At 51.9% G+C, this 16092-nt stretch carries 13 protein-coding genes; 8 read left to right on the top strand and 5 right to left on the bottom strand.

What is annotated here, in order from left to right; all coding sequences use genetic code 11:
- Positions 1–6: 6 nt before the first annotated feature.
- Positions 7–1506, bottom strand: coding sequence for a CoA activase (locus P771_RS0100690; RefSeq protein WP_244147270.1), 1500 nt, complete (start codon positions 1504–1506; stop codon positions 7–9).
- Complete coding sequence (locus tag P771_RS0100685) at positions 1484–4522, bottom strand: acyl-CoA dehydratase activase (protein WP_028573625.1); 3039 nt, start codon at positions 4520–4522, stop codon at positions 1484–1486. Before P771_RS0100685 ends, P771_RS0100690 begins: the two co-directional genes overlap by 23 nt.
- A gap of 241 nt (positions 4523–4763) precedes the next feature.
- On the opposite strand from P771_RS0100685, the gene P771_RS0100675 reads away from it, so the two are divergent.
- The gene (locus tag P771_RS0100675) at positions 4764–5105 is read left to right on the top strand and encodes an Mth938-like domain-containing protein (RefSeq protein WP_028573623.1); all 342 of its coding nucleotides are present in this window, start codon (positions 4764–4766) and stop codon (positions 5103–5105) included.
- 463 nt (positions 5106–5568) lie between these two features.
- Here the strand turns inward: P771_RS0100675 and P771_RS0100665 are convergent, their stop codons facing one another.
- The 3 genes from P771_RS0100665 to P771_RS0100655 all read right to left on the bottom strand — a co-directional run bounded on the left by P771_RS0100665 (position 5569) and on the right by P771_RS0100655 (position 8884).
- Complete coding sequence (locus P771_RS0100665; protein WP_028573621.1) at positions 5569–6546, bottom strand: alpha-ketoacid dehydrogenase subunit beta; 978 nt, start codon at positions 6544–6546, stop codon at positions 5569–5571.
- Between the two features lie 726 nt (positions 6547–7272).
- Positions 7273–8235 carry a thiamine pyrophosphate-dependent dehydrogenase E1 component subunit alpha gene (locus P771_RS0100660; protein WP_028573620.1) on the bottom strand — a complete coding sequence of 321 codons (963 nt, stop codon included), beginning with the start codon at positions 8233–8235 and terminating at the stop codon, positions 7273–7275.
- The gene (locus P771_RS0100655) at positions 8219–8884 is read right to left on the bottom strand and encodes a CerR family C-terminal domain-containing protein (protein ID WP_035243721.1); all 666 of its coding nucleotides are present in this window, start codon (positions 8882–8884) and stop codon (positions 8219–8221) included. Before P771_RS0100655 ends, P771_RS0100660 begins: the two co-directional genes overlap by 17 nt.
- Before the next feature lie 637 nt (positions 8885–9521).
- On the opposite strand from P771_RS0100655, the gene P771_RS0100650 reads away from it, so the two are divergent.
- From P771_RS0100650 to P771_RS0100615, 7 genes are all read left to right on the top strand, one after another.
- Entirely contained in the window at positions 9522–10004 is a 483-nt protein-coding gene (locus tag P771_RS0100650; protein WP_028573618.1) for a flavodoxin family protein, read from the top strand.
- Between the two features lie 542 nt (positions 10005–10546).
- The gene (locus tag P771_RS0100645; protein ID WP_150112095.1) at positions 10547–11191 is read left to right on the top strand and encodes a hypothetical protein; all 645 of its coding nucleotides are present in this window, start codon (positions 10547–10549) and stop codon (positions 11189–11191) included.
- Between the two features lie 130 nt (positions 11192–11321).
- Positions 11322–11666, top strand: a complete 345-nt coding sequence (locus tag P771_RS0100640; RefSeq protein WP_028573616.1) for a cupin domain-containing protein — start codon at positions 11322–11324, stop codon at positions 11664–11666.
- A 361-nt stretch (positions 11667–12027) separates the two neighbouring features.
- A complete protein-coding gene (locus P771_RS0100630) occupies positions 12028–12714 on the top strand; it encodes a hypothetical protein (protein WP_028573615.1) in 687 nt (228 codons plus the stop codon).
- A gap of 96 nt (positions 12715–12810) precedes the next feature.
- Complete coding sequence (locus P771_RS0100625) at positions 12811–14439, top strand: hypothetical protein (RefSeq protein WP_028573614.1); 1629 nt, start codon at positions 12811–12813, stop codon at positions 14437–14439.
- A gap of 104 nt (positions 14440–14543) precedes the next feature.
- Positions 14544–15020, top strand: coding sequence for a transposase (locus tag P771_RS0100620; RefSeq protein ID WP_028573613.1), 477 nt, complete (start codon positions 14544–14546; stop codon positions 15018–15020).
- Positions 14996–16063 (top strand): IS3 family transposase, encoded by a 1068-nt coding sequence (locus tag P771_RS0100615; protein WP_150112094.1) that lies wholly within the window; start codon positions 14996–14998, stop codon positions 16061–16063. Before P771_RS0100620 ends, P771_RS0100615 begins: the two co-directional genes overlap by 25 nt.
- Positions 16064–16092 lie beyond the last annotated feature (29 nt).

Raw genomic sequence — 16092 nt, 5'->3', positions numbered from 1 at the left:
CTTTCCTCAGGCGGGCTGGTCCGGTTTATTCCTTTTCTGGGCAGCCTGATACATGAAGGTCCGGATGGCAATATCCCGGTTGGGCTGAATAGACCCGTCATACGGGGCATCCAGGTAAGGCACCTTTTTCTCCAGAAGCAGGGGCTTCAAGATGGCCGAGCAGATGGTGCTGGGCATGCAGGTAAAGGGAAAGACATTGATCACTCCGTCAAAATCCTCATGCACATATTCCAGGGCTCCCCCGATACTGATGGCAGCTTCAGTGCCGATGTCAAAATTAAACAGCCGGTCATTGTCCAGACGCTTTTCCAGGTCCCTGATGGGGTGATCTGCCTGGATGTCCAGATGCTGCAATGCCTGGTCATAGGCCTGCTGCTGCCGCCAGAGCTGATATTTTATCTCGATCTTGCTGTCCAGCCACTTGCGTGAAGACGCCATTAAACCCTTCATATCCAGTTTTTTCCAGGCCTGGCGCCATTTTCTGCGGGTGTCCCTGAGATTGCTGTAGGTGACAAAATTGATCCATTCCCCCAGGGAAGCATCCACCACCTCCCCGCCATGGGCTTCGATTTCCCGGATGATGTCCTGGTTGGAAGGGGGATGGGTGCGCAGATAGATTTCACCGATAATACCGATTCTGGGCTTGCGGGGCCTGGACGGGTCAATGATCTTTTTACCCTGATGCACAGTATCTGCCAGCAGGGAATAAAGGGATTTGAAATCCCTGCTTTCTCCGGATTCTTCAATGGCCTCTTCCATATCCTTTACTGCCCGGGCAAAAAACTGGTCAGTCTGACCCTGCTCCTGCTCATAGGGCCTGATTCTCCAGATGGCCCGGTCCATGACATCAGCGATAATGGTGGCCACGTAGGCCAGCCGTCGGAACAGCCGGGATTTTTCAGGGGGGAGAATGGCTGAAGACTGGTATCCGTCGGCTGTGGAAAGATATGTTATGGCCACGTCCTGGAACTCAGGAAACTTGTCCAGGACCAGGCGGTGCAGTTTGTTGTACATGCCGAACCGGCAGGGTCCGTCAGCCTCGGGCATGAAATAGACATAATCAGAAGGATTAAATTCATCTCCCAGCCGTTTTTTTTCAGTCTCAAGGCAATAGAGAATATCTCCCAGGGTCACCTGGCAGGGAAAACACTCTTTGCCTGAGGTGAACTGTTTGCCCAGGTCCAGACCGGTGTAGGTCTCCATGACCCTGGCCGGGACCCCAAAGGCCCTGAATCCGGCAGCCAGAAACCTGGAGCCCAGAGGGGCCATGTCCGGGATGAGCAGTGTCTTGCCTGAAAGATCAAACTGACCGACCTTGGAGGTCAGCCTTTCCTGAAATGTTGAATTGGGAGGCGTTTTTTTATTCATGGTTTTTCCGCTGCCCGGAGCCAATAAGTCCGGAGTATTCAGCCGGTCCGGGCAATGGTTGAGATTCGGTTTTTTTCGATAATCATCAATTGATGCAGTATGTTCCCGGCCCTGATCAGGCTTCAATGCCCTGGGCATGCTCTTTCATAATATTTCTGACTACGTTGGCATAGGCTTCGATCCGGGTGATCATCCCGGCTACTGCACTGTGTTCGTCCAGTTCCAGAACCAGGGGCGGCTTATGTTTTAAAATATACTCGAAAAAGTGTTCCAGAAAAGAATCCGGCCCGCAGGAAAAGTTGGTCATATGCACTGCAAACCAGTTGGGATTGTCTGCCACCAGCCTGGCAGTCCTGAGGATTCTTCCGCCCAGTCCCCAGTACATCCTGGGAAAGTCGGACAGATCCACCTCATCCTGGGAGATGAAGTCCATGGGCAGGGCAGGGATTCCCAGTTTGGCCAGCTGCTGGCCAAGCCTTAAATTGAGCCGTTCATCATACAGGTTGTATGGCCGGCCTGTAACTATCCACACCGGCCTGTCCAAGGCCAGGCTGTCCAGGATGTCCTGCCCCCTGGAGGCCATCATTTGTTTGAATTTCAGCTGGTTGTCCCAGGCAGAGGCAGTTATGGCCAGAAGTTTTTTCTGTCCCGGTCTGAAACCAGGGGGAAGGGTCTCAAGCAGGGCATCAGTCACCTGTTCCGGACCTTCGCGCAAAAATACAGTGGGCCTGATGATCATCCGGTCCTGGATCTTGAGGGCAGCCTTGACCATATACTGGGAACTCTCCACCATGGGGCAGAGCAGGCCTTTTTCCTGTTCCATGCCTTCAGGAGTGGGGATGTTGATGGGATTGGGCAGGAAAAGATAATCCACTTCATTATCCAGCAGGTGCTTGACATGGCCTTGAAAGACCTTGACCGGAAAGCAGGTTTCAGCAGTCATGGATTCCACTCCGGCTGAGGCAATGGCCTGACTGGTTGGCGGACTGAGTCTGATATTAAAGCCCAGATCAGCCAGGATATTGGTCCAGAAAATCCCCCATTCCAGGAAATGGAGGGCCATGGGAATGCCCACAACAGGTTTGCCGGGCCGGGGTTTGAGGTTGTCTTGGGGACTGACCATGGCATCCTTGGGAAGAAAGGATGTAAAGATTTTTTTTCGTTCCAGAAAATAATTATCAGTGGTCTGGTTTTTTCCGGCCGAGCTTTCGTATCTTCCGCAGTCGCCTCCCCAGATGCTTTTCCGGTCTCCGAATCTGTAGATCTTCAGTTTGCATTCATTGTGGCAGTTCTTGTCGGCCCGGCAGACAGACTCTTTGAAGCTCACGGTAATATCGGCCAGCCCGGACAGGGACCTGGGCCTGGGGGTGATTTCGCCGGACTGGTACAGTTCCTTGACAGCCAGGGCAGTACCAAAGGCCCCCATGACCTCCCTGTGCCTGGGCACAATGATGGGTTTGCCGGTGACCCGTTCAAAGGCAGCCACAATACCCTTGTTCAGAGAAGGTCCGCCCAGGAACATGATTTTATTGCCAATGGGCCGGTTTTCCACGACCCGGTGCAGGTAGTTGCGGACAATGGCAAAGCACAGCCCGGCAATGAGATCATCCCTGTGGGCTCCTTTCTGGGCGTAGCCGACCAGGTCTGATTCCATGAACACTGTGCACCGTTCAGCCAGGTTGACCGGGTGTTCAGCAGACAGGGCAATGTCCTGGAACTGGCCGACAATATTGATCTTCATCTTGTTGGCCAGCTCGTGCAGAAAACTGCCTGTGCCTGCAGCACAGATCTTGTTCATGACAAAATCCACCGGATGGGAATCCTTAATGGAGATATACTTGGAATCCTGGCCTCCGATTTCAAAGATGGTCTCAATGTCCCGGTTGACCTGGACCGCTCCCCTGGCATGGGCCGTGATTTCGTCAATGATCAGATCAGCATCAATGAAATCGCCCACAACATTGCGGCCGGACCCGGTGGTGGCCACAGCCAGCAGGTCGATGTTATGGCCCAGATCCTTTTCCAGGCTTTGGAGCAGGCCCTGGGCCACTTCAATGGGTTTGCCCTTGGTGGCCACATACTGCTTGTGGATGATCCTGTGCTGGTCATCAATCAGGCAGTACTTGGTGGAAGTCGAACCAATGTCTATGCCCAGAAAGGCCGGTACCGGGCCGTTGCCTGCAGGTTCAAACTCCTGCAGGCTGTTGTCCGGATCAAACCTGGACAGCTTGAGATCCAGCTTCCTGGCCCTGGGAAAGGTATAGCCCCCTCTGGTTCCGGCCGGGTTGAGTCTTGCCGGGTCAATGGAGTTGGTAATGTTCTGTTTTGCACTCCTGAGGGCGGTGCCAATGGCCCCCAGAGAAGCGTGATGAGGCGGAACCCGGAGTTCAGGATAGTAGTTTTTAAAGGCCCGGACCTGGAGTTCATTGGAGGCCATGCCCCCGATAAAGGCTATGGGTTCATGAAGTTTGCGGTTGGAGACAATGGTACTTAAATAATTGGCTGCTGTGCCGTGGTGCAGCCCGGCAATAATATTGCTTAAGGATTCTCCCTTGTTCTGGAGGTGGATCATGTCCGACTTGGTGAATACCGTGCACCGGCAGGCCACTGGAGCAGGGTAGGTGCTTTCCAGACCCAGCTTGATAAAATCCTGGAGCACTACCTGCAGCTTATGCTGATCCATTTCAAATTCATTGCCGTACATGGCAAAGGCCAGGCGTTCGGCCTGCTGATCAATGAACGATCCAGTGCCTGAGGCACAGGGTGAATTGAGGTTAAAGGCCTCCAGATACCATTCATTGTCCTGGTTGTACTCCAGCTGAAAAAGGGCTGCGTCCTGTCCGCCAATGGCGATGATGGTCCGGACCCCGGGCATGACTCTGGTGGTGCCCAGGACCTGGGCAATGGTTTCCACCTCAAAGGGAGCGTCAACCAGCTGGCTGATGGCCTGGCCCTGGCTGCCGGTAAAAGAGATGGACCGGACCCGGGCAGGGCTGAACCGGGCGAAAATTTCATCCAGGGTAGACCTGGTTTCTTCCAGGATCAGACCGAAATGACGTTTGTAAGGGGTTTCAGAAACCACCTGGCCCTGGCTGTCCAGGACCGCACAATTTATACTGACAGAGCCGATATCTATGCCTATGTCGTATTTCATCAGGATTGTCTTGAGCTCCAGCAAAGGGTTGAATAGTGTGTTGCAGTATATGGGTCTGTCAGAAAATTTTCAAGTATATGAACTAAGGAGCATTTTTGGAATTGGCAAGGGGGTCCAGGATTTCAGACAGCCACAAGTCCGCCGTGCCCTGGACAGAAAAAAGTTTTTCTGGAAGGTTTTGATTTCAGAAAGTCACAGTCTGATGCAGGCTGGCACCAGAATACAGACGGCAGGATGAGAAATGATTGAAAAATATTCTTTTGGCAGGATGCGGATCATGGGGCAAAACTATACCGATGACTTGAAGATCATCAAGGGCCGGGTCATTCCGGGATGGTGGCGCCAGAACGGGCACAGGGTCCTGGTGGAAGATGTCCAGGACATCCTTGATGCTCAGCCGGAATATCTGGTCATAGGCAGGGGCAGACCAGGGCTGCTGCGGGTTGATCCGGGCTTAAGGTCTGAGCTTGAAGAGCAGGGCCCTCAGTTGATTGAGCTGAGTACAGCCAGGGCAGTCCAGGAGTTCAACCGGCTTTATGCAGAAGGCCGTAATGTGGCCGCCGGATTTCATTTGAGCTGCTGAGCACAGCACTGGATTGCCCTTTAATATTTCCGGTTCCTCGATGTTTCATGTGGATTTTTTAAGTAAGCTGCTCATCTATTTTGGTGAGGCAAGAGCGATAGGCTGGTGAGTTTTCTTGTGCCCGCCAAAAGGGGGAAACCGGACCGCAATCCAGAATTTATTCCCCATGTATTTAAGCTGGTAACGACTATTGCCCAGGCTTATTCAAACCAAATGATTAAGAGTCCGGAGGGGGCAGATATCCCCCTTTGGCGGACATTAGAAAACTCCCAGCTGCAAGCGGGGCAAACCAAAATAGATGAGCAGCAATTCCAGGCCTGACGTTGAAGCCCCATATTTCCAAAAGTATGCTTCAGCCGGATGAACCCTGTAATGCCCGGCTTAGTTCTCTGGAATCATTGCCAGGATATTCCCCCACAGAAGTGTTTGAAAAACACCCCTTTCGGGCTCGTGTTTAAAGCAGTTACAGGATCTCCCGGGCAGCCTGGATCAGGTCGTTTTGATCAGGGATGTAGAATTTCTCCAGGGGAGGGCTGGCCGGGACCGGGATGTCCGGTCCGGTGACCCGCCTTAAAGGGGCTTTGAGATACCTGAATCCCTCCTCCATGACCACGGCTGCGATTTCCCCGGCAAAACCGCCGGTCCGGGTGGCTTCGTGCAGGACAATCAGTCTGCCGGTTTTTTCAACTGAAGCCAGGATGGTTTTCCGGTCCAACGGGGTCAGGGTGCGCAGGTCAACGATTTCCATTTCAATGCCTTCCTGGCTCAGTTTTTCAGCTGCGCCCATGGCCACGCCCAGCATCCCGGACCAGGTGACCACGGTCAGGTCTTGGCCTGGCCGCTTGATATCGGCCTGGCCCAGAGGAGTCAGGTAGTCCTGTTCTGGTACCGGCATGGGTGCGAAATAAAGTCCCATATGTTCAATAAAGATCACTGGATTGTCATCCCGGATGGCCGACTTTAACAGGCCTTTGGCATCAGCCGCAGTTGCGGGCATGACCACTTTGAGCCCCGGGCAGTGAGCAGCCCAGGCTTCTAAATTGTGGGAATGCTGGCATCCGGCTCCGAATCCGGCTCCGCTTTTGATCCGGACCACCAGGGGAAAGGATGATTTGCCCCCGGACAGGTATCTGAGCTTGGCTGCGTGGTTGACGATCATATCCGAGGCCAGGGTGAAAAAAGGATTGAACATGATCTCCACCACAGGCCTGAGCCCTGTTTCAGCTGCGCCCACAGCCAGGCCGGCAATGGCTGCCTCGGAAACAGGGGTGTCTTTGACCCTGCCCGGTCCAAACTCTTCCAGGAGGCCGTGGGTGGGAAACATGGGGTTGACATGGATGCTCACTCCAACGCCTTCCCCGGCGATGAATACATTGGGGTCGCGGTGCATTTCTTCTTTCAAGGCCTGGTTTACGGCCTGTCCCATTCCTAATTTCTGCATAGCTTGCTTCCTTGCTTATTTATGGCCGGATCTGCCTGGCCATCTGATGTATCTTAATCAATAACAACTTTTCACCATTATCAGTCTTCGACGTTGTTAGTTGTGGAATTGCTGCTCACGATTTTTGTTTGCCCCGCTTTCGGCTGGGAGTTTTCTAATGTCCGCCAAAGGGGGATATCTGCCCCCTCCGGACTCTTAACCATTTGGTTTGAGTAAGTTTGGGGAATATTTGTTAATAGTTGAAATATATGTGGAATCAAATCTGCATTGCGGTCCGGTTTCCCCCTTTTGGCGTACACAAGAAAACTCACCAGCCTATCGCTCTTGGCTCACAAAAATAGATGAGCAGCTTACTTTAAAATAATCCACATGAAACGTCGAGGAACCCATTATTTTATCCTGGAGCCAATCCGGATTTCTTATGTTGTCAAACTCCCTGGCCCGGCTCTGTAAGGCAAAACCTTTTCAAGCTGTGGTTTAACCAGGTCAGGGCTGGTTTTGACCAACAGAGCCGTGGCCGGTCAGACATTGCAACATTGCGAAATCCGGACAGGCTCCGGTCTTTTAAGTCAAGCTGCAAGTTGTAAAACTCCTTATCAGGCAGGCTGTTCAAAAATCCCAAGTGCAAGAAACAAAAAAAGTTCAAGGTCGCAGCGTATTTACCCATACGTAAGAGTTTGAACTTTTTGAAGCGACCAAGCCAATTGGGAGATTTTCAACAGCCTGCTAAACATAAACATCTTCCAGGGCTTCATGGGGCTCTGGATACGGGCTTTCCTCAGCAAAATGAACAGCCTCTTCCACGATATTTCCGGCCATGGATTCCATTTCCTCCAGCTTAGCAGCAGTGATCACCCCGGACTTGATGAGCAGGTCACCAAGCCTTGGAATAGGGCATTTTTCCTGCCAGGCCCTGATCTCATCCTTTGGCTGGTAGTGCTGGGGATCGGTTTCACCGTGGCCCCGGCAGCGGTAGGTCTTGCATTCCATAAGGGTCGGGCCTTGTCCGTCCAGGGCCCGCTGCCTGGCTTCCAGGGTGGCCTGGTACACAGCCAGGGCATCGTTGCCGTCAACAATAATGCCGGGCATGTCATAGGCCCTGGCCCGTTCAGCCATGTCCTTGACCCTGGTGTGTTCTTCATAACGCTGGGCCCCGGCATAGAGGTTGTTTTCGCAGACAAATATGACCGGGAGCTGCCACAGGGCAGCCAGGTTCAGGGCTTCGTGGAATGAGCCTTCATCTGCTGCACCGTCACCGAAAAAGCAGACAGTTACTGCCTGCTCCTGTTGGTACTGCTGGGCAAAGGCCCGGCCCACGGCAATGGGCAGGGTTGCCCCGACCACAGTGGTGGTGCAGGGGGCATTAACCTCAGGCACAGCCAGATGCAGGGTCCCGCTCTTGCCTTTATTGCAGCCGGTTTTTTTGCAGAAAATTTCCGCCATCAGCCCCTTGGGGTCGGCTCCCTTGGCCAGAAGGTGGTTGTGGCTGCGGTGGTTGGTGATGATCACGTCGCTTGGCTCCAGGGCGGCACAGACCCCTGAGCCCACAGCTTCCTGACCGGTGGACAGGATCATCATCCCTGGAATCTTGCCCTCGATCCTGCACAGCTCCACCAGGGAGTCAGAGAACTTTCTGGACAGGATCATGGTCCAGAGCATTTCCTGCTGCTTTTTACGGGATATGTTCATTCTTCCTCCTTTTTATGTCCTGGATGCCTCCCAGGGAAAAGCGGGTTATATGCTCGGTAATGCCCTCAATATCCAGCTGGTTGAACCCCTCTGGTTTTATTCTGGAAACAATGTTCTGGCCGGTAAAGTGGTTCAGGCACTGGCCCAGAACACTCATGGCGCAGAGAAAGGCCTGTTCCTGGCAGCTCTGGTCAGCAGGATCGCTGTCCAGAAGCTGGTCCATGATTTCTTTGAGGTAGATGTATAAAGGCTGGATAGAGTTTGTAACCATGGGGTCCAGGGCCTCGGAATGCTGGATTATTTCCCGGGTAATGAGCCGGCCGTGCCAGTCCGGAACCCCATCACCCAGGATGCGCAGCAAAAAAGAGCGGATAAAGGCCCTGAGCCGGTCTTCCGGAGTGGCCCTGTCTTTAAGGCCCAGGTCAGGGGGATATTTGCGGACCGACCACTGGTGGGCATACTGGAGCACAGCAGCAAAAAGGCCCTGTTTGTCCCTGAAATGGTAATTGACTGCACCCACATGGGCTCCGGCCCTGGTGCAGATCATCCTGATGGTGGCGGCTTTGTAGCCGTATTCAGCAAAGATCTGGCCGGCCGCCTCAATCAGCCGGATTTTGACGTCTCCATTATGTTTTTGGGTATTTTTCAATGTTTGTCCCTGGCTATTGTTTCGAACGCTAGTTTCGAACAGCTGTTCTAATTTGTCAAGGACAGAAGAATTAATTGACCCCAAAGTAAGCTCTGATCAGGGTCACAGGCAGGTGATGCCTGGAGCTTTCTGGTGCGTTTTGGTAAGACAGGCCATTACAGACAGAAAAAGGTTCATCCGGTTCAAGCGTACGTAGCCGGAAAAAGGCTCAAAGCCATGCGGAACGCATCTTTGTGCCAAAGATAAGAAATATTTGTCTCTCGCCCGCTTCGAAGACTCGCTAGAGGCGCAGAGCTTGGGAGAAGAGAGAAGGCATTTTTTCATTCCTGCGAGTTGCAGTAATGAAAAAGACCATCCGCCCCGGCGGGGATCATGTTATTCATAGCCCCCAACTCGGGGGATATTAATATTATATCTCTTCCTCATGCCTTGCTCCGTGGTCTCAAGGCCTGCTTCAGGCCGGGCGTGAAATATTCTTCTTCTTAATGTAAATGAGGCAGTTTAATTCTCAAAAGTACGCTTCAACCGGAAGAGCCAAAAAAAAGACCTGGCTGCTTCAGGTTGAAAACAGGGTTATACTTTTGTATCTCCAATCCTGGATGCCAAGACTGATACATCAAAAAAGGAGGATAACTGCATGCAGATCCTGGTTTTATACTATTCCAGGTCCGGGAACACCAAAAAACTGGCCCAGGCCATTGCCCAGGGAGTGGAAACTGTAGATGGAGCCAAGGCTGTCCTGAAGAGTACGGCTGAGGTGAGTAAGGAGGATTTTCAGAATGCCAAGGGGATCATTGCCGGGTCTCCGGTCTATTTCGGGGTCATGGCTGCTGATCTGAAAAGGGTGTTTGACGAGTTTGTCAGCCTGAGAAAAAAGATGGAAGGCAAGGTCGGAGCAGCCTTTGCCACCTCAGGAGACCCCACCGGTGGCAAGGAAACCACCATGTTTTCCATTATCCAGGCCATGATGATCTACGGCATGGTCATTGTGGGTGATCCCATGAGTGCCACTGGCCACTATGGTACGGCCTGCGAAGGCGAGCCCGATGAAAAGGCCAGGGAAAACGGGGCCAAGCTGGGGGCCAGGGTGGCAGAAATTGCTGGAAAGCTTGGTCAGTAGAGCGGGTTGAAAAAGTCCTTAACCGGCAGACTGTTCAAAAATTCCAAGTGCAAGAAGCAAAAAAAGTTCAAGGTCGAAGCGTATTTAGAATACGTAAGAGTTTGAACTTTTTGTAGCGACGCAGCAATTGGGAGATTTTCAACAGTTTGTTAAGCTTCTTTCCCAAGTGTCAAAAAGTGGCTTCTGTCCCCCATTACAGGAAAAGCACAGGGCCTGCTGGATAAAGCTGACCTCTCGGTCTTGAACTAAAGGGCCCAGGCAGACTAATATGTTGGGAAGTATGATTTTTGAAAAGTGCTGAGTTGACAATAGATTTAAGAAATTGCTACCCAATTTTTGGGGGAATATGGAGAAGTGTTTTTTTGAATTCAGGATAATTTCAGTTGTGCAACAAACGGATAATCATGCTACTTCGTCATGCAATTAGAAAAGCTCTCAGGCGGCCGACTCCGGGGTCGATTCCGCTGTCAGGCGAGAGTGCTAGGAAAAATGACTTCTACGCTACCTACTTAGAGATCCCATCCCTCAACTGGAAGTTCCTTGTGAAGGAGGAGGAGCTCAGGGGCTACGCAGGGATTCTCTGGAAAGATCAGCGAGCTGGTTGGAATGCGACGTTGCTGATGAGCGCGCTCGCCGCATTACCCCATCGTCTCCGGATTGAGCACTATTACCGGGGCTATCAGTTCAATTACGAAAGCTCTTTCTCCTTTCTTCTCGCCACTGTTTTCGGAAGGCACTGGTTAACGTTATGGAAGGACCGCTTCTCGCAGGAGCTGTACAATCGCCGGCAACTGGTGAGAAGCGAGAGGATGGACATTCTTAGAATGCTGACGGAGCAAGCTATAGCGAAGCCAGGCTCTTTGTTCCATCCGCTTTTATTAGGCGCGGAGCTGCACTCGCGATGGTGGTTTCACCATCCAGGTCACGAAGAGCACAAGGCTCATCTGCGGATGGTCATGGATTCCCTAGTGGAGACCGGTGATCTTAAGATGATGGATGGTAACTACTACGAAGTGACCCCGAAAGCTCTGGTCACGTTGTCCGACTATGCGAAAGATGAACTGAAGCACTTCGACAACGTAAGAACAGCTCGGGTTGGCAACATTATCGCGGCCGCTGTTTTCCTTGTTGGTTTTGCAGGGATCTTGTGGCAAGTAATCATGTGGTGGCTTGGCCCTTGTGATTGAGTTTAAAGATGGCTTGAACCTGACCGGATTTTTCGCAGGCCCTCCGAAGTCGTCGGGTTAAGCCGAGCGTTGAACTGAAACACCCTGCCCTAGAACACTGCCTCAGCAGCCAGGATAAAGGAGACAGTCCATGCAAACCATATTTTCTCCTGCAGAATCAAGGAAATACCAGGATCATCCCAAATTTGCCGGGGTGGGGATGGCCATGCTGGTGGCCCAGGGCAAGTCAGATCTGGTCAGTGTATCCGAACTGGTCATTGACCCTGGGGTGGCTGTGCCGGTCCACACCCACGAAATTCAGGCTGATTCCATCTACATAGTATCAGGCCAGGGAGAGGCCCTGGTCAACCAGGACTGGACTGCTGTGGGTCCGGGCGATCATATCCTTGTGCTGCCCGGAACGGAGCATGGCATCCGCAACACTGGAACCAGTCCTTTGAGGCTGTTTGTCCATCACAGCCCACCATTATACTGATGCCTGAATTTTACCAAATCTCATTTATCCATAATCTTTCAGACAGCCTTCTGTGCCAATGAGAGTGAGGCCCTGACCAGGCCAAAACCCTGAAGGCTTTTGGCCTGAGGGGTAAACGGCCCAGGCAGACTAATATGTTGGAAAGTATGATTTTTGAAAGGTGCTGAATTGACAATAGATTTAAGAAATTGCTACCAATTTTTGGGGAAATATGGAGAAGTGTTTTCTTGAATTCCGTATAATAACATTGTTAGGCAACACAGGAAATGTTTGAGCAAATCCCACCCACGATATTCATCGCCGCTGGCACAATAGCGGCCGCCGCCTCAAGCGTTAGGCCAGGGGAAAAGGAGATTGATACATGAGCCTCTTTGGGAGTCTATTCAAGCGAACGCCAGACGCGCTGCAACTGTCCGATTGGTTGGCGAACATGACCGAAGCGTTTCTGAGAATGGGTGATGATGTGCTTGCTAGAGACAAGTCGTCGCCAGACCTGCTGGTTTGTTTCACGCTGATCAACACAACTCACGCAGCGCACAATATCCTACATGCGGCCCCAAGGATCGCGCCTCAGATTGGAGCGATTTATGCGGAGTTGCGTGCATACTACGAGTGTCTTTGGCAATTGGTCCTGTTACATCAATACAGCACACATGATGATCATGACAAGATTTCGCGGTTATGCGGAGACGTTGCATTTCGGATAGAAAGAACCATGGCAGCGCTGTTCCAATCAAACCCAAATGTCAAACAAGCGCTATCGGGAACAACCGGGCAAGCTTATACCCAAGTCATGGCGAGTGCTGTTCCGGAGTACATACACGGTGAGCGCCCCCATGCATTTACCGAGACAGGAGACCATATCACCGATAATGTGAATTCCCTCGTCGTAAGAATTCAACGCTATGAACGTCTCGATGGAACGCAAATTGAAGCCGTTTCAAAGATCGTTAACGAATCGACGGCTAAAGCACCGTCCATGAAGTTCCTCACTCAGTTTGATTTTGGGTCATGCAAGGTATTACCAGATGCATTCTTCAGTAGATGACCCTAACACGGCGCTACAGCCGACGTCGGCGCTAACGCGCCTCCTCGGCTGAGCTTGGCGTTAGACGGCACCAGAGAGTAACAGGGCAATACCTGAATGAGCCTGAACGCATTTCTCGCATCGCACCCGATGGTCCGCCTGGAAACCGCTTCCAGGCAACGAGCTGTTGTGCTTCGATTTGCCCGATGGGTTGCTGCTCATCAGGGCGAACCTTGGGCGCTGTCGCTCTTCGATTTTGCGGACAAGCGACCTCTCAAGTACGTCTACGACGATGACATTGAAGTTTTAATCGATCTTCTTGAGGTCCACCCGGCAGAGACCGCTGAGACCCTGCGAGTACAGGCACGCGAGCTTAGCCATGCGATCCACTCGCTCGTATCCCAGGGCTCGAGTTGGGGACGCGAACATCTGCCGTCACTGTCTTCTCCGGCTGACTACGGAGAGTTCGAGTGCATCTGGTTCCCCGAATACCAGAGGTACACGGAGCACGCCTTCAATCATCTGATTAACCTGCCTTTGGGCGTTCTCGAGCGTGTGCGCGGCAAACAGTACTGCAACCAAACGCTCACAAATCGGGTGAGTCTTTTGCCCGGACTAGGTTTTTCAAAGCTTGGAAACGGCTTTCTTGGCCCCGTGCGAAACGCGATCTCCCACGGAAGCACCGAGTATGGCATTGCCGATATCCGGTTCGTTGACCGATCCGGAACCGTTGAACTGACACCTGGCGATTTCCTTCGGCTGTTTGACCGAATCATTGCTACCAGTAACGCAGTCGCCGCATCCATTCTTCTCTTCATCCTTCGCAATCCGACGTACATCCGAGGAAACGCGATTCCTCTTGGAGCTACCCTTATGGCCCTTCGAGGAGCCGGGTCGTATCGCGCTCTGTCGGTTGAGCGACTGATCCCAACGGAGGTACTACATGGTAAGAACCAGCTAGGGATCGTATGCGCGACGCCCATGCCCTCCCGCACGCTGCAGACGTTTGATGCGCTACATCTTGCTGCGAGGGCTCAAGACTTCGGAGGAGATGACTTCGATCGAATCGCGATCACTTTCGATACCGGTCACTCAGTGAGCGGATCAATCTTCTTGGACGCAGCGCGCCTCGCGCTTGCACGTCGAGAAGATGAACCCTTAGAATCATTGAGTGAGGTCATGGAATCGAGCCTCCTTTGGCACAATAGTTCCAATGTTCGGAGGCGGCTTTCGACTGTTCGCCTTGCACTCCGTCTCAGCCTTGCACATCAGGGGGTCGAGATACGCAAGCGCTGGAGCGAGACTGGCACCACTCCTCTGTGCTTCCGCTACTACATTCGGAATCGGAAGAACACCAGCGCAGGAAGTCTAAGGAGAGTCGATGCCATTGTAGTCCTCAACTCTGGCGAAGACCCCGCAGAGGAAGACCTTTATCGGATAGCACGACAGGCGATCCGGCGCATTCGAAGATGTCCGATTCGTTCTGTAGACATTGGCGGTTTCGGTCTTTCGTTCCGTCGGGCTAAATACGTCTGGATCAAGCTGTTTCGCTATGATGCAGTACTCAGGAATCTGGAGAATCCAGGACCCGACAACGCCAACCTCTTGCTAAAGGCTGAATGGACTTCGCGCAGGTATCGGACGAGGCCGGTCTTCGTGCGTTTTCCGACCAGTACTAGCGGCGGCTACCGATTCGAATACCCGGTCAGAACCCCCATGTGTCAGGATAGATGTCGTCTTGGATGAAATTTGAGGGAGGGCCAAGAGGAGCCCCCGGGGGGCTCCTCTTGGAACAAAAATCCCTTTCATCCTATCATGTTCAACATAACAAGGGGCAGGAGCTGGTTATAATGTCTTACCCTTTGCAATTTAAAGAAAACGTGGTCAAAATGGTACTTACAGGGACTGACTCTCAAGCCCAGATCGCCAAGGACATGGGAGTTCCAGGTTCAACCATGCGATACTGGCTTAAAAAAGCACAAAGCACTGGAGATACCATTATGGCCAAACATGAGAAACGTCCACAGGACTGGTCCTCAAAAGAAAAGCTCGATGCCCTGCTTGAATCTGCCAAGCTTACAGACGAACAGCTGGGAGCCTGGTGCAGACAAAAAGGAATACATACTCATCATCTGGAGAAATGGAAAAAAGAATTCTCCAAGGATCAATCAAGGAACAAAGGCAATAATGTCCGTCAGCTTAAAAAAGAAGTCAAAGATCTTCAAAAAGAGCTTAACCGCAAGGACAAGGCTTTAGCTGAAACAACGGCCCTTCTGGTGCTCAAAAAAAAAGTGGATGCCCTCTGGGGGGGCAACAGGGACGACTGATCCCGACCCAGAAGAAAAAGCGCATCCTGACACTTATAGACGAAGCCTGCAGTTCAGGAGCCAGGCTGAAAAAAGCTTGTGCCATTACCGGCTTAAGTCCCAGGACCATCCAAAGGTGGAGAAGTCCTGAGAAACTTGAAGACAGACGTAAAGAGTCAAGCCAAACACCAGCCAACAAACTGAGTGAAATGGAACGACAGAAGATTCTGAAGACCATCAACAGTCCTGCATACAGGAACCTGAGTCCGCATCAAATAGTTGCGGATCTGGCTGATCAGGAAACATACCTGGCGTCCGAGGCAACCATGTACCGCATCCTTCGGGAAGAAGGTCAAAACACCCACAGGCAGCCTTCAAAGCCTAAGAGACACAACAGGCCTGAAGAACTGACAGCTGCTGAGCCCAATCAGGTCTGGACCTGGGACATTACATATCTGCCGGGCCCGGTTAGAGGAGTGTTCTTTTATCTGTACATGATCATTGATCTCTACAGCAGAAAGATCATCACCTGGCAGATACACACCCGTGAAGGATCCACTCTGGCCGGAGGCTTGATCAGCGAAGGATGCTATCTGGAAAACATAACCAGAGACCAACTGGTCCTACACTCTGACAACGGTGCTCCCATGAAGGGAGCAACCATGCTGGCCACTTTGCAGCAGCTGGGTGTAATGCCGTCCTTCTCAAGGCCTGGCGTAAGCAATGACAATGCCCATTCAGAAGCCTTATACAAGACTCTGAAATATCGCCCCTGGTATCCTCAAAAGCCTTTTAAAAGCTTAAGTGATGCCAGAACCTGGGTCGAGGGTTTTGTACAGTGGTATAATCATGAGCATCGTCACAGCAGCCTGGCGTATGTAACCCCCAATGATCGGCACACAGGCAGGGACAAAGAAATCCTGGCCAGACGACGAGTTGTTTATCAAAGAGCAAAAATGAAAAACCCGGAACGGTGGTCAGGTCAGATCAGGAAATGGTCTGCACCTTCTGAAGTCACACTGAATAAAAAAAGAACCTCTAATACAGAAAAAATTGCGGCCTAAAGGCGACATCTTTCTTGAAACTTACCGGA

Source organism: Desulfonatronovibrio hydrogenovorans DSM 9292 (assembly GCF_000686525.1).
Classification (GTDB): domain Bacteria; phylum Desulfobacterota; class Desulfovibrionia; order Desulfovibrionales; family Desulfonatronovibrionaceae; genus Desulfonatronovibrio; species Desulfonatronovibrio hydrogenovorans.
The sequence above is the reverse complement of the archived record's forward strand: the minus strand, read 5'-3'. Positions and strand labels throughout refer to the sequence as shown.

Excerpts from the sequence above, each read along its gene's own strand:
- P771_RS0100690 (WP_244147270.1), bottom strand. The coding sequence starts at position 1,506 with ATGCCCAGGGCATTGAAGCCTGATCAGGGCCGGGAACATACTGCATCA.
- P771_RS0100685 (WP_028573625.1), bottom strand. The coding sequence starts at position 4,522 with ATGAAATACGACATAGGCATAGATATCGGCTCTGTCAGTATAAATTGT.
- P771_RS0100675 (WP_028573623.1), top strand. The coding sequence starts at position 4,764 with ATGATTGAAAAATATTCTTTTGGCAGGATGCGGATCATGGGGCAAAAC.
- P771_RS0100665 (WP_028573621.1), bottom strand. The coding sequence starts at position 6,546 with ATGCAGAAATTAGGAATGGGACAGGCCGTAAACCAGGCCTTGAAAGAA.
- P771_RS0100660 (WP_028573620.1), bottom strand. The coding sequence starts at position 8,235 with ATGAACATATCCCGTAAAAAGCAGCAGGAAATGCTCTGGACCATGATC.
- P771_RS0100650 (WP_028573618.1), top strand. The coding sequence starts at position 9,522 with ATGCAGATCCTGGTTTTATACTATTCCAGGTCCGGGAACACCAAAAAA.
- P771_RS0100640 (WP_028573616.1), top strand. The coding sequence starts at position 11,322 with ATGCAAACCATATTTTCTCCTGCAGAATCAAGGAAATACCAGGATCAT.
- P771_RS0100630 (WP_028573615.1), top strand. The coding sequence starts at position 12,028 with ATGAGCCTCTTTGGGAGTCTATTCAAGCGAACGCCAGACGCGCTGCAA.
- P771_RS0100625 (WP_028573614.1), top strand. The coding sequence starts at position 12,811 with ATGAGCCTGAACGCATTTCTCGCATCGCACCCGATGGTCCGCCTGGAA.
- P771_RS0100620 (WP_028573613.1), top strand. The coding sequence starts at position 14,544 with ATGTCTTACCCTTTGCAATTTAAAGAAAACGTGGTCAAAATGGTACTT.